This is a genomic window from Echinicola strongylocentroti (assembly GCF_003260975.1).
In the GTDB taxonomy this organism is placed as follows: Bacteria; Bacteroidota; Bacteroidia; order Cytophagales; family Cyclobacteriaceae; genus Echinicola; species Echinicola strongylocentroti.
Genome location: NZ_CP030041.1, coordinates 4,022,192 through 4,048,786 on the forward strand (window position 1 = coordinate 4,022,192; position 26,595 = coordinate 4,048,786).

A 26,595-nucleotide genomic window follows, 5' to 3' on the forward strand; every position below is an offset into this window, starting at 1 on the left:
TTGTTTATTGGTGAGCCCGTTTGGCTTCATTGAATAGTTAGGACCATTCCTTGTTTTATGATAGAAAATCTATTCTCACTTGATGAGAGCTTTTTCAGGTTTTTTGAGCAAGCACCTGAAAAGACTTTCTGGTATATTAAGTTTAGTGTGATATAAATGTAAATAAATCAATGCCTTAAGGGCAAAAAAAGCCCTACGCACATGTACGCAACAGGTTTAAAATATTTAAAAATGGTCTAAAACACCTTTTTTAACGTAAAATATACATGTGATAATAGGTGTTTTTTTACCTGAAAGAGGAAGCAGGTGTTGGTAAATGCTCATAGTGAGCATTAGCTATGGGGACTTTTAGCAATTAAAAGTAATATGTACGCTCAGTGTCTTAGTGGTGATCCGCAATGAAGGTGCAGAAGAACGGGTGATGAAGGAAGCTCGGTAGGCTTGTTCATAAAGCCAGTTCCATATTAGGGTCCCAAAAGACCTTTTGGAAATCTACTACTTGGTCATTTTTGATCAATATACCCTCTGACTCTAGGGAGGCTTGCATTTTGTCAGGTGGTGAAAAGTGAAACTTTCCGGTAAGAAGACCTTTGCTATTGACCACTCGGTGGGCGGGGACATCATGCATAGTGTGGGCGGCATTCATGGCATATCCGACCGTTCTGGCGCCACTTTTTGCTCCAAGGTAGTTGGCAATTGCCCCGTAGGAGGTTACCCGGCCTTTCGGGATGAGGCGCACCACTTGGTATACCAAGCCAAAGAAGTTTTCTTTATCAGTTTTCACGGGCTATTTCGATGATGGTTTGGTTGATTGATCTTCTTATTTCTTTTTCGGTCGCTTTATTGGCCACCGCCATGAGCAACTGGCATTTTAGCTGCACGGTTTGGTGCTTGATGTCCGTGGTCTTCAGCGTGAAGGTGTTCTTAACAACGGCTTTGTCAAAGGAAAATGCTACCTCCTTCAGCCGCTCCTCGAGTGCTGTGATTTCCAATGTCGGTTTCAGGCTCATTTCAAATTCAAACGTCAGTTTTTTGTGGTGTTGCCTGGAGTAGTTGATCACTTGGGAAGTGAGGATAGTGGCATTGGGGATCATGACGGTGTCTGCTTCTTCGTTTACCAAGATCATATTGAGTAGTGTGACATCTTGGATTTTCCCTAGTTGGTCACCGATCTTCACCGTGTCTCCCAGTGTAAGCTGATCCGAAAACATGATGATCAGTCCATTGATCATATTGGTGATATAATCTTTGGAAAGCAAGGCGATGGCAGCAGCTACGATGGTGATGCTGGTAAAGAATTCTTTAGGTTCGATACCCAACAGAAACATCAGGGAAATCACCAAGACGACGACATTGAGGATACCCGCAATATGGTTTATCCCCAGCACAAAATTGCTTTTGAATGGATCTTGACCTTTTTTTCGAAGGTAAAATCGAACGGTGATCAGCCTGCCCAGTGAGATGATGATATGGCTGCTGAGCAAAAAGATGGCTGCTTTAAGGATATTGCCTACAAAAGAAATGTACGGTAGTAATTTCTTCGACAGCTCGTCGGCAAACCAAAGCAGGAGGATGAACGTGATCACTTTGAAGAGAAAAAGGATTCTTTTGCGATTTTCGCGCTCCTTGATCTCGGATTTGTCGGTAGTCATGTGGTTTTCAGAAATAAAGTCTTAATTTTAGCGATGCTGTATTTTTATCAATACTAGTCAAAATTACTAACATAACCATATAACTATTATGAATAGGAATATCATTATAACAGGAGCAGCAGGGAATTTGGGGAGTGCTGTAGTGGATAAGTTTAAGCGAGAAGGATTTAGGGTAATTGCTACTGTGGCACCAGGAAAGGGCGAAGAGATGGAGGAAGCCAATGATATCTATGAGCTGGATGTGACAGATGAGGAGAAAGTGGCGGAGTTTGCAAAAGAATATACCGTTCAGTACGGCTCGGAGTTGGAAGCCGTAGCGATGCTGGTAGGAGGCTTCTCAATGGGAGATTTCTCCAAGACGTCCAAGGCAGATGTGGAAAAAATGTTGCAGCTCAATTTTTTTAGTGCCTATAACCTCGCAAAGGCTTTTTTGCCAGTGCTGAAGAAGTCAGGGAAAGGAACGTTTCTTTTTGTAGGAGCAAAACCGGCACTAAACCCTGGTGAAGGAAAAGCTACTGTGGCATACACTTTGAGTAAGAGTTTGGTGGTCAATTTGTCCGAGTTGGTGGCCGCAGAAACAGAAGGTACCGAAATCAGGTCGCATGTATTTGTACCAAGCATTATCGACACACCTCCAAATAGGGAGGCCATGCCGGACCAAGATTTCTCCAAGTGGGTTCGCCCGGACGAAATCGCAGAGGCAATGCATTATGCGGCGACAAATCCATCTTTGAGGCAGACGACATTTAAAATGTATGGGGGTGTATAACCTAAATAAATAATGAAGAATACCTTGAAATGTGTACTGGCAGCATGTCTGCTGCTGGTTGTAAGTACGGTCTCCGCCCAGACCAATGAAGAAGTAAGAAGTCTTTCCATTTTCAATGGAGTGGAAGTCTCCAACTCCATCGAGGCTGAGCTTGTGCGTGGCGATAAGTATCAGGTGGAGATATTGGCTTCAGGAACGGAAGTTTCCAATGTAGTGACCGAAGTGGAAGACCGACAATTGGAAGTGAAAATGGGCAAAGGAAATTTTGGGTCCACCAGCGTAAAAGTGACCATTACCTATGCAGGAGACCTTGATAAGGTGCAGTCCAGTACCAGTGCCAGGGTCTTTGTGAAAGAAGTTTTGGATAGTAAGTCGGTGGCGCTGAGAGCAGAAACCAGCAGCTATCTGGAGACCAAGGTAAACGTCTCTGAGCTAAGCTTGGAAGGAACCACCAATGCCAAGATCTTTGTAGAGGGCACCGCAGAGAACCTGAACTTGGAAGCTTATACCAAGGCAGACATCAGCGGTGAAAAACTTCAGGTAAAAAATGCCGAGGTAAAGACCAATACCGCTGCAAAATCCATAATCAGTGTAAGTGAATCGATCAAGGGTTCTGCAGGCACAGCTGGTAAAGTACTGTATATCGGAGATCCAGGGCTAGTAGATGTGAAAACCAATACCGGTGGCGATATAGCAAGAAGAGAATAGTGGAATAACCACATGAAAACACGGAAGATCACTTTGAAGACCCTGCTCGTTTTGGCGGGGTTTTCTTTTGAGGTTTCATGATCGAAATAGAAATAGCAGGAGCATATTTGGCAGCTTTGCTAACCTTTTCTCCTTCTATTAAGGGCCACTGCGGTAATGATGGCAATTTCGAGCACTACAAAAGCTACGGCGAAGATGATTTGGGCTTGATCACTTTGAATACTGCCCTTGAAGAGAATGAAAAGTAAGAAAACCGCAATAGCGGCGATAAAACCGTTTTTGATGCTCATGCCCCAAAGAAACAAAAAAATGACCATGAAGTGAAGGGTTTTGCCAAATAGCCTGAGAAATCAATTTTGTACTCACAACTTGGTCGATACCAAATAGCAAAAAATGTCACTTACCAAAGAAGAAGTATATAAAGAACTACATGCATTGCTGCTAGGCAAGCAAAAAGAGATCGTAGAAAGCATTGCGCTACTCAAGCAGTCCGCAGCTGAGGATACTAAAAGCAGTGCTGGTGACAAGTATGAAACCGGCAGGGAAATGGTCCGTCAGGAGATTGATAAGGCAGAACTTATGTATGGCGAGTATCGTGTCCAGATGGATCAGTTGAAAAGTATCGACCCTAGGGAAAAGCACGCAAAAGTAAAATCAGGGAGCTTGGTGTTCACTGATCGTACAGTGATGCTTATTGCGATAGGGTTTGGAAAAATCGAGGTAAATGGACAAGTGGTGTTTGTGATTTCTCCCCAAGCACCACTTGCCCGGTTGATGATGGATAAAACTCCTGGGGAGTCATTGACCTTTAATGGCCTTACCCAGCAATTGGTCCAAGTTGTTTGATGTCCAGCTTATTTGCTTTGAGGAACCAAGGTCATCAATTCAGATGCTCCGTCCAGTAAAGTGAGTTTGTCTTTGCCCACTTTGAAGTTGGAGACATTTTTAAGTGCGTCTATAAACTGGTTTTCACCATTTCCAGGACAGGCTTTTTTGGTCATGGCTCCTGGGTTTAAATTAATGTCGGTGCCGTTGAGTTCGTAGCCACCGCTAAATGAGTTGCAACCTGTGGAACCGCTGAGTTTACCATCATCGGTAAATCCCAAAGAGGGCAGTCCGCCGCTGAACATGTCCAAGCCTCCTCCCATCAAAGAAGAAAGAACCCAATTGTTTCCTGTTAGCATTTGTAGTGGGTTAAGGTTAGAAACGGAGCTGCAAGAACTAAACCCTAAGAATAGGAAAAGCAGCAGGGTGGATAATTTTAACTGTTTCATAGAAAAATAATTAAAAGAGTTGACGATTTATTATTCTGTCGAAAAGTTAAAAAAATAAGAGGACTTTCTTTCGGTTATTTGGTATTAATTTCTAGAATAATTGTAAAATTTAAATAAACGGTGTCTTCGAAACTGGTTTTTGTACCCAAGAAAGTACTGTTGGAGAGTGGGAAGATTGGGTGAAGCTCTGTGGTGACGGTAGTGTTGTTTTGTTAAAGTTTTAATAAATGAAACTTTATATTGAGGATTTGTTAACGAAAAATTTGGCATAATAGAAATTTGTGATTAAGATTGTCCCATCAATAAGCAAATGATGTTTAGCCCAGTCAAAAACCATATCGCCATCGAACGCTCTCTAACTACTGAGCCAGTGGACTGCGCCACTTTTTTTACCATCATTACTACCACTACTTTTACCACGACCATTACGGGGTAATCCCGTGTGTATCTATTATATTGCCGCTAATTCTGGTTCACTTTCAGTGAACATTAAAATCCGTTAACAAGCCATATAAAAATATTCATTTTCATGAAAATCATAAAATTCGGAGGATCATCCATCGCAAATTATGAAAACATCCAAAAGGTATTTTCCATAATTGAGGAGAAATCGGGAAAGGAAGAGTTTGCGCTGGTGTTTTCTGCCTTTGGTGGAGTCACTGAACAATTGCTCCAGTGTGCCAATATCGCACAGCAAAGTGAGGAAAGCTACCATACTATTCTTCAGGAGCTGGAGAAAAAACACTTGGAAATCGCTAGACAACTGGTGCCTGTGCAGCAGCAGTCCACAGCCCTGACCTTTGTCAAAGTACGGTTCAATGAGCTGGGAGACCTGTTCCATGGAATATACCTGATCAAAGAATGTTCTAACCGAACGCTGGATTATGTGCTCAGCTTTGGAGAGCGATTGTCCAATTTTATCTTGGCCAACGGTCTTCAGGCCAAAGGGATCACGGCCAACTACCTAGATGCCCGCGACCTTGTCAAGACCGATGACCGGTTTGGGCATGCCAAGGTGAATTTTAAAACCTCCAATAAACTGATCCAGGATTATTTTGAAAAACACGATGGGATCAAGGTAATCACCGGTTTTATTGGGTCCACGGACAAGGGCGAAACCACCACTGTCGGCAGAAGTGGATCGGACTATACAGCCTCTATTTTTGCGGCAGCGCTGGGAGCGGAGCAGGTAGAGATATGGACAGATGTTTCTGGTGTGATGACAGCAGACCCTCGGCTAGTGTATACTGCTTTTACGATTCCTCAGCTTAGCTATAACGAAGCCATGGAGCTTTCCCATTTTGGGGCAAAAGTGGTCTTTCCGGCCACCATGCAGCCAGCCATGAAGGAGGATATTCCGATATACATTAAGAATACTTTCAAGCCTGAGGAAGAAGGCACGCGAATCAGCAAGGAGTCAGGGGAAGGAAAAATCATCAAGGGGATTTCTTCAATGGACAATATCTCGATACTGAACGTCCAAGGGCCGGGTTTGGTAGAGGTCGTTGGAGTCAGCCAACGTTTCTTTGGTACCTTGGCCAGCAATGGCATCAATATCATCTTGATCAGCCAAGCTTCTTCGGAGCACAGTATTTGTGTGGCGATCGCTTCCAAGGATGCCAGTCGAGCCAAATCCGTGATCGAAGAGGAGTTCAGGTACGAAATCCAAAGCGGTGAGATGTCTGAGATCGAGGTAGTTCCTGAAATGGCAGTCATCGCCGTCGTAGGCGAAAACATGCAGCATAACCCAGGGGCCAGTGGACGGATGTTCCAAGCTTTGGGTAGGAATAACGTCAATGTGGTGGCAATTGCCCAAGGGAGTTCTGAGCTGAATATCTCGGCAGTAATCACCCAAGCAGACTTGCAAAAAGCACTGAATGCACTGCACGAGGCGTTTTTCTTGTCTGATTATAAAGTGCTTCACGTATTCTTGGTAGGAGTGGGCCTCATCGGCAAAGCCCTGACCAAGATGATCAACAACCAGCTTAAAAACCTCCAAGAGGATAATATGCTGGACATCCAGGTTCACGGAATGGCCAATTCCCGCTATATGAAGTTTCACGAGGATGGTTTTGACCTTGCCACGGTAGGGGCACCGGACGAAAATGACGAGCCGATGGACATGGATAAGTTTATTGGCACCATGACGGAGATGAACTTCTCCAATTCCGTATTTGTGGATTGCACGGCCAGTCAGGATGTGGCGGATATTTACGAGCAAATCCTCGATTCCAAAGTAGGCATCGTGACACCCAATAAGAAAGCCAATTCGGGTCCATTGGATACCTATAAGCAACTCAAGAAATTGGCTGGCCAACGTGGCGTAAGGTTTTTCTATGAGACCAACGTGGCCGCTGGTTTGCCAGTAATCAACACCCTGCAGGACTTGATGCTGAGCGGAGACCATGTGCACCGCATCGAGGCAGTCCTCAGCGGGTCGATGAACTATATTTTCAGCGAACTGGAAAATGGCATGCCATTCAGTGAAGTAGTGGCCCAGGCCAAAGAAAAAGGCTATACCGAGCCAGATCCCAGAGATGACCTGAGCGGTATGGATGTGGCGCGCAAAATCCTGATCCTTGGCCGTGAAGCCGGTCAGGACTTGCACTTCGATGATGTGGAGATCCAGAGTATGGTGCCGAAGGATTGCGAAGATGCGGCTTCCGTTCCGGAGTTTTTCGAAAAGTTGCAAAAGCATGACGGTCATTTCCAGCAGCTCTTGGACGAAGCAAAAGCAAAAGGAGAGAAGCTCCGTTTTATGGCGACCTTAGAGAATGGAAAAGCGAAGGTAGGGTTAAATTCCCTGGATAGCGAGCATCCATTCTATACCCTTAAGGGCAGTGATAATATGATCTTGTTTACCACCGAGCGTTATAACGACTTCCCTATGATCGTAAGAGGTCCTGGGGCAGGTGCAGACGTGACGGCGGCTGGGGTGTTTGCCGATATTATCAGGCTAGGAAATTATTCAAGATGAAAAAAGTAACTGCTTTTGCCCCCGCCACTGTGGCGAATGTCTCTTGTGGGTTTGATATTTTGGGCTTTGCTGTAGAGGAAATGGGGGACAAGGTCACCGTTTCCTTGGCAGATGAGCCTGGAGTGCGTGTCGTTAGGATAGAAGGTGATGCCGGAAGGTTGCCGTTTGATGTAGACAAAAATACTTGCGGGGTGGCCTTAAAGGCTTTTTTGGCGGCCATAGATTATAAAGGCGGACTGGAAGTGGAGCTGTACAAAGGCCTGCCGCTTGGTAGCGGCATGGGATCCAGCGCCGCCAGTTCTGTCGCCGCATTGGAGGCTGCCAATCAATTACTTGGTAATCCACTGGAAAAAAAGGCTTTGCTGCCCTTTGCCATGAAGGCAGAAGGCGTAGCCTGCGGTGCCGAGCATGCCGACAATGTGGCTCCTTCGCTGCTGGGGGGATTTGTGCTGATCAGGAGTTATCATCCCTTGGATGTGACCAAGCTCCATGTCCCAAAAGGTCTTTATTGCACTTTGGTGCATCCACATTTGGAGTTGAATACGGCAGATTCCAGGAGTGTCCTGCGACAGCAGGTGCCGCTTAAGGACGCTATTATCCAATCGGGGAATATCGCTGGATTGGTTGCTGGACTTTATCAAGAAGATATGGGCTTGATCAGCAGGTCACTACAAGATGTGATCGCTGAGCCTTCCAGGTCTGTTTTGATCCCTTGTTTTGATGAGATCAAAGCGGCCATAAAGGAAATAGGAGCCTTGGGTGCAGGGATTTCAGGTTCCGGCCCTACGACATTTATCCTTGCCCCTAGCAGGGAAATTGCCGAAAAGGCCAGTGAGATTTGCCAAGAAGTTTTTGATAAGATAGGACTGGAAGTAGACCTGTATGTTTCAGCTGTAAACACCAAGGGAACCTACGTCATCAATAAAGCATAATATGAAATTCTACAGTACAAATAATAAAAGCCATAAGGTTTCCCTGAAAGAAGCCGTCATCAAAGGCCTGGCGCCTGATCAAGGGTTATATATGCCAGAGCGGATTCCACGGTTGTCAGCTGATTTTATCGATCAGTTGCCGGAGCTTACCTTTCAGGAGATCGGGTATGAGGTGATAGGAGCCTTGTATGGTGAAGACCTTAGCAGTGAAGATATCAAGGAGCTGGTCGACCACACTTTGGCATTTGATGCTCCTTTGGTAGAGGTAGAAGATGGCGTGTATACATTGGAGCTGTTTCATGGGCCTACCTTGGCATTTAAGGATTTTGGGGCGCGTTTTTGTTCCAAATTGATGAGCCTTTTGGTAAGTGATGAGAAGGTGAGGGTTTTGGTAGCGACTTCAGGTGACACCGGAAGTGCCGTGGCCAATGGCTTTTACAAAGTGCCGAATGTAGAGGTGATTATTTTGTACCCTTCGGGCAAAGTAAGTACACTTCAGGAGAAACAGTTTACCACCTTGGGAGAGAATATCACTGCCCTTGAAGTAGATGGGGTGTTTGATGATTGCCAGCAAATGGTCAAACAGGCCTTTCTGGACAAGGACCTGAATGAAAAAATGCTGCTGACATCAGCCAATTCCATTAATATAGCCCGATGGATCCCTCAGTGCCTTTATTATTTCTATGCATATAGCAGATTGCCAAAGGGGGATCGTAAGGTGGTTTTTTCGGTGCCAAGTGGGAATTTTGGAAACATCGCAGCAGGAATGCTTGCTGAGCGAATGGGCTTGCCGATCGATAATTTCGTGGCAGCCACCAATGTCAATAAAATCGTTCCGGACTTTCTTAAAGGTGTTCCATTCCGGCCAAGACCATCCTTACAGACCATCAGTAACAGCATGGATGTGGGCAACCCGAGTAACTTTTACCGCTTGCTGGATCTCTATGGTGAGGAGTCTACGCTTAAAGAACGAGTGAAGGGCTACTTTTTTGATGATGCCACTACCAGAGAGGCCATGGCTGAGGTAAAGGCCGCAACGGGTTATGTAATGGACCCGCATGGTGCTGTGGCTTATTTGGGCCTGAAGGCATTTATGGAAGAGCAGCCTGATATTACCGGCGTGTTTTTGGAGACAGCCCACCCGGGTAAGTTTGGGGACGTCGTGGAAGCTGTCCATCAAGAGAAAGTAGAATTGCCAGATCGGTTGGCAGCTTTCCTAAACGGCAAGAAAAAGACCGAGCTAATGGGCAATGATTACGGGGAATTTAAAGCGTACTTGCTGTCAAAAAAATGAGGTGACTACTCCTGTCACATGATTAATCCTCCTTACTCTTTTGCTACTTTGGGGGTTAAACCCGGAATATGCATTAGCCAATCTATTGCGACCTGAAATTGCTTTAAAATCAGCCGCTTTGCTTTAGTTTTCGGTGTAACCGTAGCGGTGCTACGCTAATGCCTCCAAACTAACTGATTTTCTTGCAATTTCAGCTCTCACTACGATTCCTAACGCATAATCCGGGTTAAACACTAGGGTAAACGCATAAAAAAATGTTCCTGTTTGCATTTATATCTGCCGTTCCTATGGAACTTACCCTTTTGTGCGTAACCATTTTTGGTGCAGGTTGTCACCTGCACCTTCTGTATTGCCCTCCGCCAAAGGCGGATTGGACAGGATGCTCAGTTGCTAATCCATAAAATTCTATAAATCTCAGTTCGATTATAAAACCGCCATACATGAGCAGGCAGATTCGCTATGACGTTTTTAATACTAAAAATAAGTCGAGCTCAGGTTTTCAATATACTAAATGCATTTGCCTTGTGTAAAATACCAAGTAGCGAAAGCATGTTTTATCGTTCCAAGAATCACTTTAGTGCGTTTACTGCCCTGCCTCTTGATAAGGTGTGATAAGGGCCGACCTGTTTTTAAAGCGGATAGTTATTGGTTGGGAGTGAATGAAGTCCATTCTTTTATTGATTCCAGTAGAGTCGAACAGAATGTGCCCTTTGGGGGTTATTGGCCCAAGCCTTTCCAGTAGAATAGCTTTGTTTTCATTCCAAGGAAAACGTTTTGTAGTAAAGAATATCTTCGTTAGTCAAATCAACGTAGGCAATGTTCAGCCCTTTTTCATTGACAAAACAACGGTCCAAATAAGTTCCTGCCGCGGTCTGTTCCAATCTCATTTCGGCTATTTTCTCAAACGAACTGTCAAATGCCATTACGACCATATTTCTTGGTTTGTATAATGGATCACGCAAATACATGTCGATACCGTTTGGGTCGGGCTCTAGAGCAACCCTATAATATACATTTCTAAATGAGTCATACAGAACAGAACCAAATACGTATTGTTTATTGTAGAATTCAAAATAGGCTGTTTCATTATTTCTGTATGATGCTGGTAGTGGTTTTATGTCACTGAATTTTTCTGGCGTGGCTAAAAATTTCTTCATCTTATTGAGTTGATTATCAGTTATATATAAATGTTTGTCACTGGCATAGCTTAGGATAAATTGTTCCCTCTTCGTGTCAAAGTCAGCAAATAGACCATCGTGCATGGTCCCCCAACCTTTGCCTTTCATCCTATCTGGATAGCCAATTAATCTGGATACCTTGCCGGAGGGCAAGTCCACAGAAACAATCATACAATCAGCATCAAAGTATTCGGGGAAGTCTGAGTTTTTATCTGGTGATCCGGTTAAGTAGATTGTGTTTCCTGTTTTTTGAAAAATTCGGTTGTGATTAAAAACGGGGAGGAAGCTGTTGTCGGACTGTGCGATGCCGGAGATGGGGTCTAGTTTTATTTCAGGATCCAGAAACTGGTAAGTTGCTGATTTATTGAATTTCGAATCCACCAAATAGGTCTGGTACAGGTACCTTTTGTTGAGAAAAATGCTGTCTTCATTGTAGATGTGGAAATCATATATCCCACGATAGGAGTCGGGGCCTTCCTGCGAATAGCTCAGGGTTTCCAATAGGCTTCCATCTTCAAGGCCATATATCTTGATCTCTCCTTTTTTTCGGACATGGAAGGCCATTGCCTGATGGCCTTTCCAGCTCGGTAGGTATTGGGTGTATTCCTCCACCGGTGAGGTGTATTCGTCCAAGTGGATGGCGTATTCGTTTGTTCTTTTGAATCCATTTGGGACAGTAGTGTTGCTGGGGTCATTACAGGAGGATAATGATATGGATAGATAAAAAATACAGTTTAAAAATAGCGTAGTTCTATACATGATTTCAATGGGGTAAACCCGATTTTTGATTATACGCTTTCTTGCCAGTAGTTTTTATTTCTCGCGGAATGCACAGAAAACCCAGAATGAAACAACGCTTTTCTGAGATTTCCGTGGTTTCTGTGAGGACCTATTTCATATCTCTGTGAATACTGGTATCATTGCGGATATACATAACCCGATTTATGCAATAGCCATAAACCAGATTGAATATAATAAAAGGTAGGATAATACCATCTACTTCGGAAAGTTTTATTTCATAAAAAATTTCATCCTATCGTGTCCTATGTTTCTATGTTGTCCAATAAGTTAGCTGTTTTCGGTTACTTGTTTTTCGATCTTTAGGAAGCGGGTGTTAAGGTTGGGGATTCTCCTCACTTTCCTGCTGTCGCTCCTGCCAAGCCTCCATTTTAGCTTCGAATTCCTTGATTTTGGGCTCGTTTGCTTTTTCCCATGCTGCTATTTCTTTCTCGTATTCTTTCATTTTGGGCTCATAGGCAGTTTCCCATTCACTTTGCTTGGCTTCCATTTCTTTGCCCCAGGCTTCCATTTTGGCTTCCCACTCTTCCATTTTGGATTCATGTTGTACTTCCCATTCCTCCATCTTTTCTTCGTAGATTTCGGTTTTGGCTTCCATTTTATCCTGAACCTCTTCTAGCATGTCCTGTAGCGCTTCGCGTTTCTGCTGGGCTTCTTCCGAATCTTCGCCTTCAAGCTGGCTAAGTTTGATGGTCAGGTTGCTCAGTTCCATGGCTTCTTCTGTGATGTTTAGCTGGAAGACCGGCATGGGAGGCACGAAGTTCATCCCTTCTAATGGCGGTACTAAAGGGACAGGAGGGACTTCAAAATCCATTTTGGGCATTGGGCTTAGCTCCAGCACAGGCATCGGATCATCTACAGGGGCTGGTGTGGCTTTATGAGCTTTCACTTTGGCCTTTGGCACCGGAGTGGTGTCTATGCTATAAGCATAATGATAGGTTGTGACATTGCTTTTAGTAGTATTCCTAACGGTATTAGGACTGTCCACCGCCTCATTGCACGGCTCTACTATTACTTGGCAAGGCAGGGACACTTTTTTGTCGATGGATTTATACTCAATTTTAGTGAGCAAATAATTGTCCGAAAATATAGTTCCTTTTGTAGGGATGGCTCCCAGTACCAGGGAAGCACTTACCATCAGTGAGATGAGCATGGTCAATGTAATTAAGGGTGAGATTTTTTCTTTGTGTTGTTCTTTTCCTAAGATTCGCTTGATCCTGTTGACAAAGGAATGTTTGTTTCCAGTGGCTGCAAGAGCCATTTCAGGCATGGAGCTTTGCGCATGTTCGGCCACTTCAGCCAGGCCATGAGCCAATTCTGCTGGGGAGTATCCCAGAGAAAGGACCAGGTCATCGCAAGCATGCTCACGTTCTGTGTCGATTATTTCGTTGATCCACCAAAAGCATGGATGGAAAAAGAAAAATACTTCCATGATACGTTGGAGAATATTGACGAGATAATCGTATCGTTTGATATGGGCAAGCTCGTGGACGATGATGGCTTCCAGCTGACGTGGAGGAGTGCAGAGCAGCAGGCTCGCCGGGATAAGGATGACAGGTTTCAGTAATCCATAGGTGACGGGAACGTGGATCAGGTCACTTTTGAGCACTTTTACTCCCCTGTAGAATCCCATGGCTGCAATCATGCCATTTACCTTTTTGATCAGTGGATCAGGGACAGATTGTTGGTGTCTTTTGTGTAGGTTTCTCAAGTCAAATAGCCCACCGGAGAGTTTGACCAAGTAAAATAAGGCACCTAGCAGCCATAGATTTACCAATGTGGGAAGGTACTTTTCCAATCCCAATAGCCAAGTCTTATCCAGTAATTGTTGGTCGGATGTCGATGAAATGGCTCTGAGGTTATCTTGTGAAGTAGCCACCTGGTGATGATCGGTTTTGGCGATTGCTGTAATTGCCGATGTAGTCGGTGAAGCTGATGTAGGAGCTTCCAGCACATTGGTAAAAGTCACGCCACTGGCCACCGCAATGAGCACTATTGCTCCTAATCCAGCCCAATAGCGAAGTGCCGGTTTTTTGACGGGGATAGCTTTTAGAACAGCCCAAAGTATCAGGCTGACAAGGACGATCTGCCAAATGGAGTGGACCAGCGTCCAGCCAATGGCCTGAAGGTAGGATTCATGGATAAAGTCGTTGAGAAGGTCCATTATTGTTGGTTTTCTAGTTCATTGAGCAATTTTCTGATTTCATCGATTTCTTCCTTGGAAGGATTGCTTTGACCAAGGGCCTTCATGACGAGCTTCTTGGTCGAGCCACCAAAAGTAGCTGCCATAAAACTACTGAGTAGGGAATTTTGGGTTTCACTTTGTGTGATTGCAGGGGTGTAAATATGGCTTCTGCCTTGCTCTGTCCGCTTAAGGAGATGCTTTGCATACATTATCTGCATGATCTTAAGTGTGGTGGTGTACCCGGTTTCTTTCGTTTTAGAAAGCTCTTCATGGATTTCCCGCACACTTGCTTGCTGGCGCTCCCAAAGGATGGAAAGAATTTCAAGTTCGGAGTCTGTAGGTTTGTATTTCATTATTGAATTACGATTATCTTCGTAGTAAAGATATACGACTCTTTTCGTAATTCAAATTTATCTACGACCAATTTCGTAATTAATTGTTAAGAATAGTTAAATTCCCCTGCTGTTGAGTGGGTTGTGAACTTTGGTGAGGCTGTTTGGGTTAGTGGTTTGGTTGTCTTAGCAAGGGAACCGTTGATAGTAATAATAACCTGTGGTGTTTAGTTAGCACTTAGATATCCAACTCAATTTACATAGTGGAAAGTTGTTTGTTCTCCCTAAGGCCGGAAATATCCGGTCTTTTTTTTATCTTCAAACCATGTGCCTAATAACATTTAATTGGCGGAACCACCACCGCTACAAACTAATTTTGGTGGCAAACCGGGACGAATTTTTTGGTAGGCCTACCGCTCCATTACATCAGTGGGAGAATGGTGTCTATGCCGGTAAAGACCTCAAGGGTGGAGGTACTTGGATGGGCTTACATCCTTCTGGTAAGTTTGCTGCCCTGACCAATTACCGAGACCTTGATAATCTTAAAGAACAACCTATAAGCAGGGGGAAATTGGTAAAGGATTTTTTGGAAAGTGATATGGCTCCAAAAGAATACCTGGAAAGAGTAAAAGTTAAGAAAGACGATTATGATGGCTTCAATTTGCTAGTGGGAGATGGCGAGCAGCTATGGTACTATTCCAACTATGCGCCATCGGTGGAGATGGTGTTGCCCGGATTGCATGGATTAAGTAATGCGCTTTTGGATGTGCCATGGAAGAAAGTGGTGGATGGTAAAAGGCGCTTGGCAAAGCAAATCCAGTTAGGGGGGCTTTCGATGAAAGATTTGGCAGCAGTCCAGTATTCACAAGTAGAGGATAAGCCGGAGAATTTACCTAAAACCGGTGTGACTATCGAAGTGGAACAGGCACTTTCAGCCGCCTTCATTCGGGATATCCAAGGGTATGGTACGGTGAACGTGTCGGTGCTATTGTGGGGTGTTGATGGTGAGGTAAGATTTCTGGAACAGCAGGTGAACAAGAACGGAATCATTTCTAGCGAGGAAAAGTTGTCGTTTTTTATGACGTAAATTGAGTAAAATACGGGTGGATATTATTTTTGCCTTAAATTTCAACCTGCAAAACGAACCATCCACAGTGAAAACTGTTGTATATAATTATGAAAAAGATAGATGTTTTGATAGTAGGGGCGGGTCCTATTGGGTTGGCCTGCGGTATTGAAGCCGAAAAAAACGGATTGGATTATGTCATCCTTGAAAAGGGAACATTGGTCAATTCTATTTTTAATTATCCTGTGAACATGACCTTCTTTTCCACTTCCGAAAAGCTGGAGATGGGAGGGGTTCCTTTTATGTCTGTAAATAAGCAGCCTACCCGTCATGAGGCGTTGGAGTATTATAGGCGTATAGCAAAGCATTTTGAGCTGAACATCCACCTCTATGAAGCGGTGAGAAGTGTCGAAAAGCAAGAGAGTGGGGAGTTTTTGGTCCATGCTGAGAAAGGAAGCTATCTGGCCGATAAGGTGATTCTGTCCACGGGATTTTATGATATTCCGAACAAGCTGAATGTGCCAGGTGAGGAACTTCCAAAAGTCACGCATTATTACAAAGAGCCATGGCCGTACATTGGCCAAAAGGTCATTGTCGTGGGTGGTGGTAACTCTGGCGTGGATGTGGCCTTGGAGACTTGGAGAAAAGGAGCAGAAGTGACCTTGGTATTGAAAGAACCATCTGTAGACCAAAATGTGAAATACTGGGTGTTGCCAGATATAGAAAATCGAATCAAGGAGGGATCCATTAAAGCGTACTTCAACAGCGCTATCAAAGAAATCCGGAAAGACAACGTCCTTATAGCCACAGCTGAGGGAGAAGTGGTCTTGGAAAACGATTTTGTGCTGGCCATGACGGGCTATAGGCCCAACTTTGAATTATTGGACCAGCTGGGGGTACAATTGACGTTGGATGAAAAGCGTCGGCCATGTTTTGATGGCAACCAAGAGTCAAATGTCTCCGGGCTATACCTTGCTGGGGTGGTGTGTGGAGGCCTCAATACAAGAGAGTTTTTTATAGAAAATACGATAGTTCATGCTGAGGCCATCTTTACGGATATCATGAACAAGCGAGAGCAACTGGTGAAGTAGCTTTACGGGTTTTGAGCAGATTGGTCAGCCTTCTTTGAAGGGGTTTGGGTGAGCAGGCAGTGTCAAGGTGAAACTGCTCCCTTTTCCTATTTCGCTCTCTGCCTTTAGGGTGCCGCCAATTTTTTTGGCATTTTCATTACTGATATACAGCCCCACACCGGTGCCTTTTTCCTGAGAGGTACCTTCTGTCGAATCGAATTTCATATTGAACAACCGCTGTAATCGTTCTTGGGCGATTCCTTTGCCTGTGTCTTTGATGGTGATATAGGTTTCTTTACTGGAGTTATGGAAAGAAAAAATTATTTTCCCGCCTTCGGGAGTGAATTTAATGGCATTTTGGAGCAAATTCCTCATGATCAATAATAGCCTGTCAATGTCAGTGGTGATGGTTTGGCTGCCGTTAAAGCTGACTTCAATGTCGATTCTTTTTTGACGGGCCATGCTGGTATAGATCGTTAGCATGGAATCACAGTGCTCCTTGAAGTTCACCCTTTTGAATTTGGCGGTGTTGTTTTTTAGCTCAACAGTAGCCCAGTCAAGGATTTCTTCAGACATCCTTTGGGCATTCGAAGCGATGATATAAAGTTCCTTCATAACCGCTTCGGTCTCTTCTTTGGTCAACTCCCCCTCATTGACCAGTTCCAGTATTTTTGTGATAGACAGCAAGGGATTTTTGAGGTCGTGGGAGATAAGGGCTATGATTTTGTTCTTTTGGTCATTATTTCCCGACAGTTCCTTGTTTGCTTTTTGTAGCGCTATGCTGTTTTTATCGTTTTTAAGTTTTTGTTTTTGATAGTTCCATTTAAGGGCAATGATGATAATCATGATGCCCAAGAGGCAAGCAAGGTAGGTGATAGTGTGATCCACCAGCTTCATTTCAGTACCCGTATAGTTTTCGGGGATCAAGGCGGGGTGATAAAGGTCGATATAGTAGAGACCAATAAAAAACAGAAAATTATACAGTGTCCATAGCCAAAAGGCCCTAATGGGCAAAATAGCTAAAATGAGGACATGTACCATTAAGAAAATATAAAAGGAAGGCCCTTCTATGCCATCATTCAAGAAAAAATTGATGCCGATAATGGGGTAGCCCATAAAACCTAACGTCCTAATTCCCCATTTAAAGTTCTTTTTGGATTTTCCAATCACATAAAACACGAGGACAACAGCTGATGTGGCCAACAGGATAAATGCCAGGCGGAATTGGCCATAAAGCAGGTTGAGGACCACCATGGCTTTGAGATAGACCACGATGATGAGTGCCGCAGAAGTGAATATCTTTGTTTCCAATTCCTGCGTCGGCTCGACAGTGGTGAATCTGTCCCAAGCATTTTTAATTTTATCGATCAATTGAACTGCTTTATGTTGGTGAAAATGTGTGTTGTGTACAGATAATTGTCATACAGTAATATACATTGTTTTATTGAAATGACTAAACGATCATCTGGTTAATTTTTGGGGATAAAAGGAGAGGTGAATTGGAAGTTGGTGCCGTCAAACAGACCTTTATCGCTTAGTTTTAAAGAAGGAATGACCAGTAGAGCCATAAAACTCAGGGTCATGTACGGGGATTCCAGTGTGGAGCCCATGTCTTTGGCCAGTCGGTCTATTTTGGTATAGGCCTTGGCTACTTCAAACCCGTCCTGATTTGACATGATGCCACCAATAGGCAGAGGGAGAACGTAGTCTTCTTGCGGTGATACGGCCGATATACCGCCTCTTTTGTCTATGATCAAGTTGACCGCTTTTGCGATGGAGTCATTATCGGTACCTACTGCGAGGATGTTATGTGAGTCATGGCCGACAGAGGAAGCTATCGCTCCCGTTTTTAAACCAAAGTTCTTGATGAATGCGATGGCTGGAGGAGCATCTTTATAGCGGTTGATCACAGCAAATTTTAAGATGTCTTCTTGGGTACTTGCTTCGGCAAATCCTTCCTTTATAAACGTGGTGCCTTGGAGCTCATTGGTGATCAATTGTCCGTCTCGGGCCTCTATCACTCGTAGGGTAGTTGGTTGGGCTTTTAGTAGGAAGTCGTCAGGGGTTTTTGCCGAGGTGTTGAAATTGTTGATTAGGCGGCTTTGGACGGAAGGAAGAAGGGGGACTCCGTCCTTAGCTACTTTTTGGCCTCTAATATAGGTCTCTAGGATTTTAAAGTCCTTTAGGTCTTTACAAACTATAAAATCCGCTGGGTCGCCTACTCGTAGTTGGCCCACATTCATTTGATAATGGGCAATGGGGTTGATGCAGGCAGCTTTTAGCACGTCGAATAAATTTTTTCCTTTTGCGATAGCTCTTGCTGCCAGTTGGTTGATGTGGCCTAGGACCAAGTTGTCGGGATGTTTGTCATCAGAGCAAAACATCAATTGGTCGGCATGGTCATCCATCAAGTCTATCAAAGCTTCAAAATTTTTGGCAGCACTGCCTTCGCGGATGATGATTTTCATGCCAAGCTGTAGCTTAGAGAGTGCTTCTTCTTCGGTGAAGCATTCGTGGTCTGTACTGATGCCTGCCGAAATGTACTTTTCGGCTGGGTTGTCTTTAAGTCCCGGAGCATGTCCATCCACTGGTTTGTGGTGTTTTTGTGCAATGGCAATTTTTTCCATGACGGCGGGGTCACGATTGATCACTCCTGGCCAGTTCATCATTTCGGCAAGGTACGTGATTTCCTTCCTGCCAAGGAGTTCGTCGATGTCTGCCGCGGTAATTTCACCTCCGGCAGTTTCGAAAGGGGTGGCGGGAACACAAGAGGGCGCACCGAAATAAAAGTGGAAGTTGGTTTTCTTTCCATTTTCTATCATGAAATCCACGCCTTCCTTTCCGCAGACATTGGCGATTTCGTGTGGATCAGAAACGGTGGCGACCGTGCCATGGACTATCGCCAATCGAGCAAATTCAGAAGGTATCAGCATGGAAGATTCCACATGCACATGAGCATCGATAAAGCCCGGCATCAGGTAGTGATCGGGAGCGTTGTCGACGGGGATGACGGAGGTGATTTTCCCGTCTTCTACGGTGATTTTTGCAGGAGATATTTTTTGTTCCGGAATATTAACTAGCTGGCCTTTAATAGAAAAAGTGTTCATTGCATTCTTAGGGTTGGTGATGGATAAGATTAAAGATATAAAATTTGGCCCGAATTATTTGAGCTCAGCAGTAAATGGCCAAAGTTTAATGGAACAAAGGTGTATTAGTGGTTGATTATCCCTTATTATCCACCCAAAAACTTTATATTTGCACCATAAAAAGAGTTTAGTACAGTGAATTTTTGAAATGAAGAAAATTGTAATTGCCATTGATGGCTTTTCAGGCTGTGGCAAAAGTAGTACAGCCAAGCAGGTGGCCAAGGAACTAGGCTACACATATATTGATTCTGGAGCCATGTACCGGGCAGCTACTTTGCATTTCATCAATAAGTTCACTGAGCTGACCAACCCAAAAGATATCCAGAGGACACTGGATAGCTTGGATATCGCTTTTCATCATAATGAGGCAAGCGATCACCAAGATACCTACCTGAACGGGCTGAATGTGGAGAAGAAGATCCGCAGCATGGAAGTGTCTGAAAAAGTCAGTGAGATAAGTAAGATCAAAGAAGTCCGGCAAGAACTGGTAGCCCAACAGCAGCGTATAGGCAAACACAAGGGAGTGGTTATGGACGGCAGGGATATAGGCACGGTGGTGTTTCCCGAAGCGGAATTAAAAGTGTTTATGACCGCGGATACCAAAATCAGGGCAGAGAGAAGGCAGAAGGAATTATTGGAAAGAGGGGAGTTGGTGGAGCTGGATAAAATCATCCATAACCTCCAGGAAAGAGACAGGATAGATTCCAGTCGTTCGGAAAGCCCTCTCAAAAAAGCCGATGATGCTGTAGAAATAGACACAAGTTTATTGGGTTTTGAAGAGCAGATTTACCAAATAACAGATTTGGCCAAAAAGAAGATAGAAGAAAACTAACAAAACATGCAGGTAACGATAGACAAGAATTCAGGCTACTGCTTTGGGGTGGAGTTTGCCATCAAAATGGCAGAGGATGAGATGGAAAGTGGCGACCGACTGTATTGCTTAGGAGATATCGTCCATAATGACATGGAGGTGAACAGGTTGAGCAACCAGGGGTTGGTGGTGATCGACCGTGAAAACCTCAAGGAGCTGAAGGACTGCAAAGTGCTTATTCGCGCCCATGGCGAACCACCAGAGACCTACAAACTGGCCATTGAAAACAATATTGAATTGATTGACGCATCTTGCCCCGTGGTCCTGAAGCTTCAGCACCGGGTAAAGACGGCTTTTGATAAAATAGAAAAAAAGGAGGGTCAGATCGTTATTTATGGCAAAAAAGGGCACGCAGAAGTGATCGGCCTCACCGGCCAGACCATGGAAAAGGCCATAGTGGTGATGGAGGACGAGGACCTGGAAAAGATCGATTTTAGTAGGCCTGTGACGCTTTTTAGCCAGACGACCAAGAGTACCAAAGGATTCTATGCCCTGAAGGCAAAAATCGAGGAGAGGATGGCTGAGGCAAACCAGTCGCTTGAAGAGGTTGATTTTACGGCAAATGACTCCATTTGTCGCCAAGTATCCAACCGAGAACCTCAACTGACCCGTTTTGCCAATGAAAATGATGTGATCATTTTTGTGGCAGGTAAAAAAAGCTCAAACGGACGGGCTTTGTACCAAGTATGTAAGGGAGAAAACCCACGAAGTTATTTCGTGGAAAATGAAAGTGAGATTGCTCCGTCGTGGTTTGGAAGCGAGGATAAGGTAGGTATCTGTGGAGCGACATCTACGCCCATGTGGCTTATGGAACAAGTGATGGCTTACATCAACTCCCTTGACCAGCCTGTGGCACAAGCATAAAAGTAGGAGGAAAATCAAAAAAGAGCGTGTCCTAAAAGGAAATAATAGTGCAATTAGCTTCTAATAACTAATGTATTTTATTAGATTTGAGGCGTTTTTCAAAGGACCATATAGTTTCAAATAAAATATGTCAAAACTAGTTAAGCTTAAGAAGGGATTTGATATTAAGCTGGTGGGAAAGGCAGAAAAGAAAATCGAAGCATTCCAGCCGGCTCAGACCTTCGCGATTAAGCCTACAGACTTTGTAGGTATGCAGCGTCCAAAAGTTATTGTCAAGGAAGGAGATACTGTGAAAGCAGGTACTCCGATTCTTTTTGACAAAAAACTCGAATCCGTTCTATATGCAGCTCCCTTTTCAGGAGAGGTGGTAGAGATAAAAAGGGGGGAGAAAAGAAAACTATTAGAGATCAAGATCATGGCTGATAAGGAAATCAGTTATGAGGAGTTTGACAAGTTTTCTGAAACCGATCTTAAATCTCTCACCAAAGAACAAGCTACTGCGGCACTTCTCAAAGGCGGTGTTTGGCCGCAAATTATCCAACGTCCATACGGCATCGTGGCCAATCCAGAGGATGATCCCAAAGCGATCTTCATCTCCGGCTTCGACTCCCATCCATTGGCGCCAGATTATGGTGTTTTGCTGAAAGGGCAGGAAAAATACTTCCAAGCAGGCCTGAATATTCTCAAGAAACTGACTTCCGGTAAGGTCCACCTAAACTTGGATCAGGACTCAGAAGTATCTCCAGTATATGCAGGAGCCCAAGGCGTGGAGGTGAATAAGTTTTCAGGCCCACACCCAGCAGGTAATGTAGGTGTTCAGATCCATCATATCTCACCTATCAACAAAGGAGAGTTAGCTTGGACGGTGAATCCGTATGGCGTGGTACAAATGGGTAAATTGTTCATTGATGGTGTTTATGATGCTTCTAAGGTGGTGGCCATTACAGGGTCTGAAGCCAAAAAAGCCGTCTATACCAAGACCTACCAAGGAGCTTGTGTGGATAAGTGGGTAGTGGACAATACCAAATCCGATCACGTAAGGGTAGTTTCTGGAAATGTGCTGACTGGTGAAAAAATCAATCATGATGGGTATTTGGGGTATTATGACCACCAGATCACCTTGCTCCCCGAAGGAGACTACTTTGAGTTTATGGGCTGGGCCAAGCCTACCAGTACTAAACTGAGCTTCCATCGTGCATTGGGGCTATTGTCTTTCCTTTCTCCCAACAAAGAATTTGCGTTGGATACCAATGCCAGAGGAGAAGCACGGGCATTTGTTCAGACTGGTGTATTTGAGCAGGTCACACCAATGGATATTTTTCCAGTTTATCTCATAAAAGCCATTATGGCGGAAGATTTTGATGAAATGGAGGAACTGGGGATTTATGAAATAATCGAGGAAGATTTGGCACTTTGTGAGTTTGTCGACGTGTCCAAACACCCTGTTCAAGACATTGTCAGAAAAGGAATAGAACTAATTCAATATAGTTAATCAATATGAAGTTTCTACGTGATCTGTTAGATAAACAGAAGCCGCTCTTTCAAAAGGGAGGTAAATTTGAGAATTTATATTACTTGTATGAGGCAGGAGAGACGTTTATGTTTTCTCCAAACCATACAACGGGTATAAAGGGTACTCAGGTAAAAGATGCCATTGATCTGAAGCGTATGATGATCACCGTGGTAGTAGCGCTTTTGCCTTGTCTGCTGTTTGGTATTTATAATGTGGGCGAGCAGCACTACCTTGCGGTAGGAGAAGCAGTTGGCTTTGGCGAAAAATTCCTTCTGGGCTTGAAATTGGTGCTGCCAATTGTTATAGTAGCTTATGCCGCAGGGGGAATTGCGGAGGCCGTCTTTGCCGTGATCCGGAAACACCCCATCAATGAGGGTTTTTTGGTTACGGGGATGTTGATCCCGCTAGTGGTACCCGCAAGTATGCCGCTTTGGCAAGTAGCATTGGCAACGATCTTTGCCGTAGTGATTGCCAAGGAAGTATTTGGTGGTACCGGGATGAATATTCTGAACGTGGCCATGACGGCAAGGGCCTTCTTGTACTTTGCTTACCCTGCACAGATATCAGGTGATCAAGTATGGACTTACCTAGGTGAGAAGACAGCTGTAGATGGATTTTCAGGAGCAACTGCACTATCTATTGCCTATAGCGCAGGTCAAAGTGGCGAATCCGTTACGAGTGCACTAGCTTCTCATAATTCGGCCATTGGTGATCAGCTGTACAGCTTTGCCAATATGTTCTTCGGTTTTATCCCAGGATCTATCGGTGAGACATCTGCCTTGATGTGCCTGATCGGCGCGTTGATCCTGATTGCCACAGGCGTAGGAAGCTGGAAAATCATTGTAAGTGGTTTTGCAGGTACTTATATCATGGGATTGATCATGAATATCTTTGCTGCCAATGAATTTATGGCCATGCCGGCGCACTATCACTTGGTAATGGGCGGAGTAGCTTTTGGCATCGTATTTATGGCGACTGATCCAGTTTCTGCCGCACAGACAGAAAGAGGAAAGTGGCTTTATGGTCTGCTTATTGGTTTCTTGACCGTAATCATTCGGGTGACCAACCCCGCATATCCAGAGGGCATTATGTTGGCAGTTCTATTAATGAACGTCTTTGCTCCACTTATCGATTATTATGTTGTGAAAGCAAACAAGAAAAGGAGGTTACAACGTGCAACAGTCTAATACATATATCATTACATTCTCGGTAATTCTTACCGTAGTGCTCGGTTTTTTACTTTCTGGTACTTCCCAGCTGTTGGGGCCTATCCAGAAGGAAGCCGTTGCGCTGGATAATAAGAAGCAGATCTTAGGTGCTGTAATGGATGCTGAAAAAATTGCGGCCATGAAGCCTAAAGAGGTCAATGAATACTATGAAAATACCATTTCTTCAAAAGTGGTAAACATCAAAGGAGAAGAGGTGACCGAACAGGAAGGAGCCGAGGTGACTGCGGAAACTGTTGACGTGGCCAAAAACTACAAAAAACCTGCAGAAGAGCGACTTTTTCCTGTGTATATTTATCATGAAGAAGGCAGTGAAGATAAAGTAGTCGCTTATATCCTACCGCTTTATGGAGCAGGGCTATGGGATGCTATCTGGGGATACTTGGCATTACAGACTGACTTGAACACTATCGAAGGGGTGACATTTAGCCACGCTGGTGAAACTCCAGGACTTGGTGCTAGAATAACTTCAGGAGATGTACAACAACGGTATCACGGAAAAGAAATTTTCGGTGAAGGAGGAGAGTTACAAGCAGTAAGCATGCAAAAAGGTGAAGGTAAGGACTATTCATCAGAGCCACATAAGGTGGATGGCATGTCCGGAGCTACCATTACCGGTGATGGAGTAAACAAAATGCTAAAGAACTATTTGGGATATTACCAATCATACCTAGATAAGGTAAAAGGTAATTCCTAAGTGTTTGGCTTTAAAAATATTGTAGAACGTCTCAACATAATATGATATGAGTACAGAAACAGCAGAAAAGACAGAAATCAAAAAGCCCGCCGAGGCGCTTCTGTCTAAGCGACGAAAAAAATTGATATCTGATCCGTTGGTAGATGATAATCCGATTACCATACAGGTATTGGGGATTTGTTCTGCACTGGCGGTGACCACACAGATGAAGCCTACTTTGGTAATGGCACTTTCTGTAATTTTCGTGATTGTGATGTCAAACTTGACCATCTCTATCATGAGGAATACCATCCCTACCCGTGTTAGGATCATCGTGCAATTGGCTGTAGTGGCCACTTTGGTAACCTTGGTGAATGAGATCCTGAAAGCATTTGCCTACGATATGTACAAGGAGTTGTCCGTATTTGTAGGGTTGATCATTACCAACTGTATTGTAATGGGGCGCCTTGAAGCATTTGCCCTGGGCAATAAACCTTATGACTCCGTGTTGGATGGATTTGGGAGTGCCTTGGGGTATTCTTGGATTATACTTACGGTAGCTTTCTTTAGGGAATTATGGGGGTCAGGTTCAGTATTCGGTATCCCTATTTTTGATACCGTTTCTTCTTGGTTCGGAGAGGATTTCTCTTTAGCTACCAATGGTTTGATGGTGAGCCCAGTAGGGGCCTTTATCATCCTTGGGTTGATTATCTGGGTACAGCGTACCAAGACAGGATATGTAGAACATTAAAATATCGCTAAGAAATGGAATTATTTAGCTTAGGAATCCGGTCAATATTTATTGACAATATGGTGTTTGCTTACTTTTTGGGAATGTGCTCATTCTTGGCCGTTTCGAAAAAGGTAAGTACAGCCTTAGGTCTTGGTGCAGCCGTCATCTTTGTATTGACGATTACAGTGCCCTTGAACTGGCTTTTGAATGAATTTGTACTGAAAGAAGGAGCTTTGTCCTTCCTTGGTGAATCCTTCGCCACTATAGACCTTACCTTTTTGAGGTTTATTATGTTCATCGCCATTATTGCTGCGATGGTACAGTTGGTGGAAATGGTCGTAGAGAAGTTTGCTCCGGCATTGTACGGTGCTTTAGGGATTTTCCTTCCACTTATCGCCGTGAACTGTGCGATTCTTGGTGGCTCTCTTTTCATGGCACAGAGAGATTATACCTTGGCTGAAGCTGGGGTATATGGTTTCGGATCTGGTACAGGGTTTTTCCTGGCTATTGTAGCACTGGCAGCAATACGTGAAAAATTGAAATACTCTAATGTACCAAATGGCCTTAAGGGCTTAGGTATTACGATGTTGATTACTGGACTGATGGGAATTGCCTTTATGTCATTTATGGGCATTGACCTGTAACCGAGCAGTTATCAAGTAAATATATTCAAAGCCCTTCCTCTTGGAAGGGCTTTTTTATTGGTATATTTGATTCAGGCATTATTTTTATGCGATAATGTTATCATCAAAACATTCCAGTTATGTCATTTACCTCTAAGCGTGTAGTGAATTATTTTTTCAAGGGATTGCTTTTTGTAGCGCCTTTGGCATTGACGGTATATATTATTTACTATATCGTTCAGTTTTTGGACAACCTGTTGCCTGTGCCAGTTCCAGGATTGGGGATCTTGATCGTTTTTGGTTTGATTACCTTTATTGGTTATTTGGCCAATATATTTATAACCAAGCCTATTTTTGAACTTGTGGAGAGATGGCTTTTCAGGATTCCTTTGGTGAATATCCTCTATACGAGTATCAAGGACTTGATGTCCGCTTTTGTTGGGGACAAAAAGAAATTCAATACGCCTGTTATAGTAAAGTTATCAGAGCATGTTAGTCGCTTGGGGTTCATAACCCAAGAAGACCTGTCCATGATTGGCGAGGAAGATTTGGTGGCCGTTTACCTTCCCCATTCCTATAATTTTAGTGGCAATTGTTTTTTGGCTCCGAGAAGCAATGTGCGGGTATTGCATGGAGCCAATAGTACGGAGGTGATGAAGTTTATTGTCTCCGGGGGTGTTTCCGAATTGAGCGACCCTAAAAAATAAT

26 protein-coding genes are annotated in these 26,595 nt (G+C 44.0%); 17 read left to right on the forward strand and 9 right to left on the reverse strand.

The window, feature by feature from the left end:
* Positions 1-445: 445 nt before the first annotated feature.
* On the reverse strand, positions 446-784 hold the full coding sequence (locus tag DN752_RS15645; RefSeq protein ID WP_112784815.1) for an MGMT family protein: 339 nt from the start codon (positions 782-784) through the stop codon (positions 446-448).
* The gene (locus DN752_RS15650) at positions 774-1,652 is read right to left on the reverse strand and encodes a mechanosensitive ion channel family protein (protein WP_112784816.1); all 879 of its coding nucleotides are present in this window, start codon (positions 1,650-1,652) and stop codon (positions 774-776) included. The genes DN752_RS15645 and DN752_RS15650 overlap by 11 nt, the downstream gene beginning before the upstream one ends.
* An 88-nt stretch (positions 1,653-1,740) precedes the next feature.
* On the opposite strand from DN752_RS15650, the gene DN752_RS15655 reads away from it, so the two are divergent.
* Together DN752_RS15655 and DN752_RS15660 are read left to right on the forward strand one after the other, a co-directional pair.
* Positions 1,741-2,421 (forward strand): SDR family NAD(P)-dependent oxidoreductase, encoded by a 681-nt coding sequence (locus DN752_RS15655; protein ID WP_112784817.1) that lies wholly within the window; start codon positions 1,741-1,743, stop codon positions 2,419-2,421.
* 12 nt (positions 2,422-2,433) lie between these two features.
* Complete coding sequence (locus tag DN752_RS15660) at positions 2,434-3,129, forward strand: head GIN domain-containing protein (protein ID WP_112784818.1); 696 nt, start codon at positions 2,434-2,436, stop codon at positions 3,127-3,129.
* 119 nt (positions 3,130-3,248) lie between these two features.
* Here the strand turns inward: DN752_RS15660 and DN752_RS24520 are convergent, their stop codons facing one another.
* Positions 3,249-3,446 carry a hypothetical protein gene (locus DN752_RS24520; protein ID WP_162633230.1) on the reverse strand — a complete coding sequence of 66 codons (198 nt, stop codon included), beginning with the start codon at positions 3,444-3,446 and terminating at the stop codon, positions 3,249-3,251.
* A 76-nt stretch (positions 3,447-3,522) separates the two neighbouring features.
* Here DN752_RS24520 and DN752_RS15665 point away from each other — a divergent pair, with 76 nt between their 5' ends.
* Positions 3,523-3,975 carry a hypothetical protein gene (locus DN752_RS15665; protein ID WP_112784819.1) on the forward strand — a complete coding sequence of 151 codons (453 nt, stop codon included), beginning with the start codon at positions 3,523-3,525 and terminating at the stop codon, positions 3,973-3,975.
* Between the two features lie 8 nt (positions 3,976-3,983).
* Here DN752_RS15665 and DN752_RS15670 read toward each other — a convergent pair whose 3' ends face one another.
* Positions 3,984-4,313, reverse strand: coding sequence for an META domain-containing protein (locus DN752_RS15670; protein ID WP_245949247.1), 330 nt, complete (start codon positions 4,311-4,313; stop codon positions 3,984-3,986).
* 400 nt (positions 4,314-4,713) lie between these two features.
* Here DN752_RS15670 and DN752_RS25200 point away from each other — a divergent pair, with 400 nt between their 5' ends.
* From DN752_RS25200 to thrC, 4 genes are all read left to right on the forward strand, one after another.
* Positions 4,714-4,839, forward strand: a complete 126-nt coding sequence (locus tag DN752_RS25200) for a hypothetical protein (RefSeq protein WP_262511680.1) — start codon at positions 4,714-4,716, stop codon at positions 4,837-4,839.
* A gap of 93 nt (positions 4,840-4,932) precedes the next feature.
* Entirely contained in the window at positions 4,933-7,380 is a 2,448-nt protein-coding gene (thrA, locus tag DN752_RS15675) for a bifunctional aspartate kinase/homoserine dehydrogenase I (protein ID WP_112784821.1), read from the forward strand.
* The gene (locus DN752_RS15680) at positions 7,377-8,312 is read left to right on the forward strand and encodes a homoserine kinase (protein WP_112784822.1); all 936 of its coding nucleotides are present in this window, start codon (positions 7,377-7,379) and stop codon (positions 8,310-8,312) included. The genes thrA and DN752_RS15680 overlap by 4 nt, the downstream gene beginning before the upstream one ends.
* A gap of 1 nt (position 8,313) precedes the next feature.
* Positions 8,314-9,606, forward strand: coding sequence for a threonine synthase (thrC, locus tag DN752_RS15685; protein WP_112784823.1), 1,293 nt, complete (start codon positions 8,314-8,316; stop codon positions 9,604-9,606).
* A 755-nt stretch (positions 9,607-10,361) separates the two neighbouring features.
* Here the strand turns inward: thrC and DN752_RS15690 are convergent.
* From DN752_RS15690 to DN752_RS15700, 3 genes are all read right to left on the reverse strand, one after another.
* Positions 10,362-11,543 (reverse strand): DUF4221 family protein, encoded by a 1,182-nt coding sequence (locus tag DN752_RS15690; RefSeq protein WP_112784824.1) that lies wholly within the window; start codon positions 11,541-11,543, stop codon positions 10,362-10,364.
* A 355-nt stretch (positions 11,544-11,898) separates the two neighbouring features.
* A complete protein-coding gene (locus DN752_RS15695) occupies positions 11,899-13,746 on the reverse strand; it encodes a M56 family metallopeptidase (RefSeq protein ID WP_112784825.1) in 1,848 nt (615 codons plus the stop codon).
* Entirely contained in the window at positions 13,746-14,120 is a 375-nt protein-coding gene (locus DN752_RS15700) for a BlaI/MecI/CopY family transcriptional regulator (protein WP_112784826.1), read from the reverse strand. Before DN752_RS15700 ends, DN752_RS15695 begins: the two co-directional genes overlap by 1 nt.
* A 304-nt stretch (positions 14,121-14,424) precedes the next feature.
* Here DN752_RS15700 and DN752_RS15705 point away from each other — a divergent pair, with 304 nt between their 5' ends.
* Positions 14,425-15,186, forward strand: a complete 762-nt coding sequence (locus DN752_RS15705; protein ID WP_112784827.1) for an NRDE family protein — start codon at positions 14,425-14,427, stop codon at positions 15,184-15,186.
* 89 nt (positions 15,187-15,275) lie between these two features.
* Entirely contained in the window at positions 15,276-16,256 is a 981-nt protein-coding gene (locus DN752_RS15710; RefSeq protein WP_112784828.1) for a YpdA family putative bacillithiol disulfide reductase, read from the forward strand.
* A 24-nt stretch (positions 16,257-16,280) separates the two neighbouring features.
* Here DN752_RS15710 and DN752_RS15715 read toward each other — a convergent pair whose 3' ends face one another.
* Complete coding sequence (locus DN752_RS15715; protein ID WP_245949250.1) at positions 16,281-17,606, reverse strand: sensor histidine kinase; 1,326 nt, start codon at positions 17,604-17,606, stop codon at positions 16,281-16,283.
* A gap of 98 nt (positions 17,607-17,704) precedes the next feature.
* Positions 17,705-19,342, reverse strand: coding sequence for an adenine deaminase (ade, locus tag DN752_RS15720; protein ID WP_112784829.1), 1,638 nt, complete (start codon positions 19,340-19,342; stop codon positions 17,705-17,707).
* A gap of 187 nt (positions 19,343-19,529) precedes the next feature.
* Between ade and cmk the strand changes: the two genes are divergently transcribed.
* The 8 genes from cmk to DN752_RS15760 all read left to right on the forward strand — a co-directional run bounded on the left by cmk (position 19,530) and on the right by DN752_RS15760 (position 26,594).
* Positions 19,530-20,213 (forward strand): (d)CMP kinase, encoded by a 684-nt coding sequence (cmk, locus tag DN752_RS15725; protein WP_112784830.1) that lies wholly within the window; start codon positions 19,530-19,532, stop codon positions 20,211-20,213.
* A 6-nt stretch (positions 20,214-20,219) separates the two neighbouring features.
* Complete coding sequence (locus tag DN752_RS15730; protein WP_112784831.1) at positions 20,220-21,116, forward strand: 4-hydroxy-3-methylbut-2-enyl diphosphate reductase; 897 nt, start codon at positions 20,220-20,222, stop codon at positions 21,114-21,116.
* Positions 21,117-21,243: 127 nt separating this feature from the next.
* Positions 21,244-22,608 (forward strand): Na(+)-translocating NADH-quinone reductase subunit A, encoded by a 1,365-nt coding sequence (locus tag DN752_RS15735; protein ID WP_112784832.1) that lies wholly within the window; start codon positions 21,244-21,246, stop codon positions 22,606-22,608.
* Between the two features lie 5 nt (positions 22,609-22,613).
* Positions 22,614-23,816 carry an NADH:ubiquinone reductase (Na(+)-transporting) subunit B gene (locus DN752_RS15740; protein WP_112784833.1) on the forward strand — a complete coding sequence of 401 codons (1,203 nt, stop codon included), beginning with the start codon at positions 22,614-22,616 and terminating at the stop codon, positions 23,814-23,816.
* Complete coding sequence (gene nqrC / locus DN752_RS15745; RefSeq protein ID WP_112784834.1) at positions 23,803-24,552, forward strand: NADH:ubiquinone reductase (Na(+)-transporting) subunit C; 750 nt, start codon at positions 23,803-23,805, stop codon at positions 24,550-24,552. Before DN752_RS15740 ends, nqrC begins: the two co-directional genes overlap by 14 nt.
* Before the next feature lie 46 nt (positions 24,553-24,598).
* Positions 24,599-25,282, forward strand: a complete 684-nt coding sequence (locus tag DN752_RS15750; RefSeq protein ID WP_112784835.1) for an NADH:ubiquinone reductase (Na(+)-transporting) subunit D — start codon at positions 24,599-24,601, stop codon at positions 25,280-25,282.
* Positions 25,283-25,296: 14 nt separating this feature from the next.
* Positions 25,297-25,908 (forward strand): NADH:ubiquinone reductase (Na(+)-transporting) subunit E, encoded by a 612-nt coding sequence (gene nqrE, locus DN752_RS15755; protein ID WP_015265830.1) that lies wholly within the window; start codon positions 25,297-25,299, stop codon positions 25,906-25,908.
* 119 nt (positions 25,909-26,027) lie between these two features.
* Positions 26,028-26,594 (forward strand): DUF502 domain-containing protein, encoded by a 567-nt coding sequence (locus DN752_RS15760; protein ID WP_112784836.1) that lies wholly within the window; start codon positions 26,028-26,030, stop codon positions 26,592-26,594.
* Position 26,595: the final 1 nt, after the last annotated feature.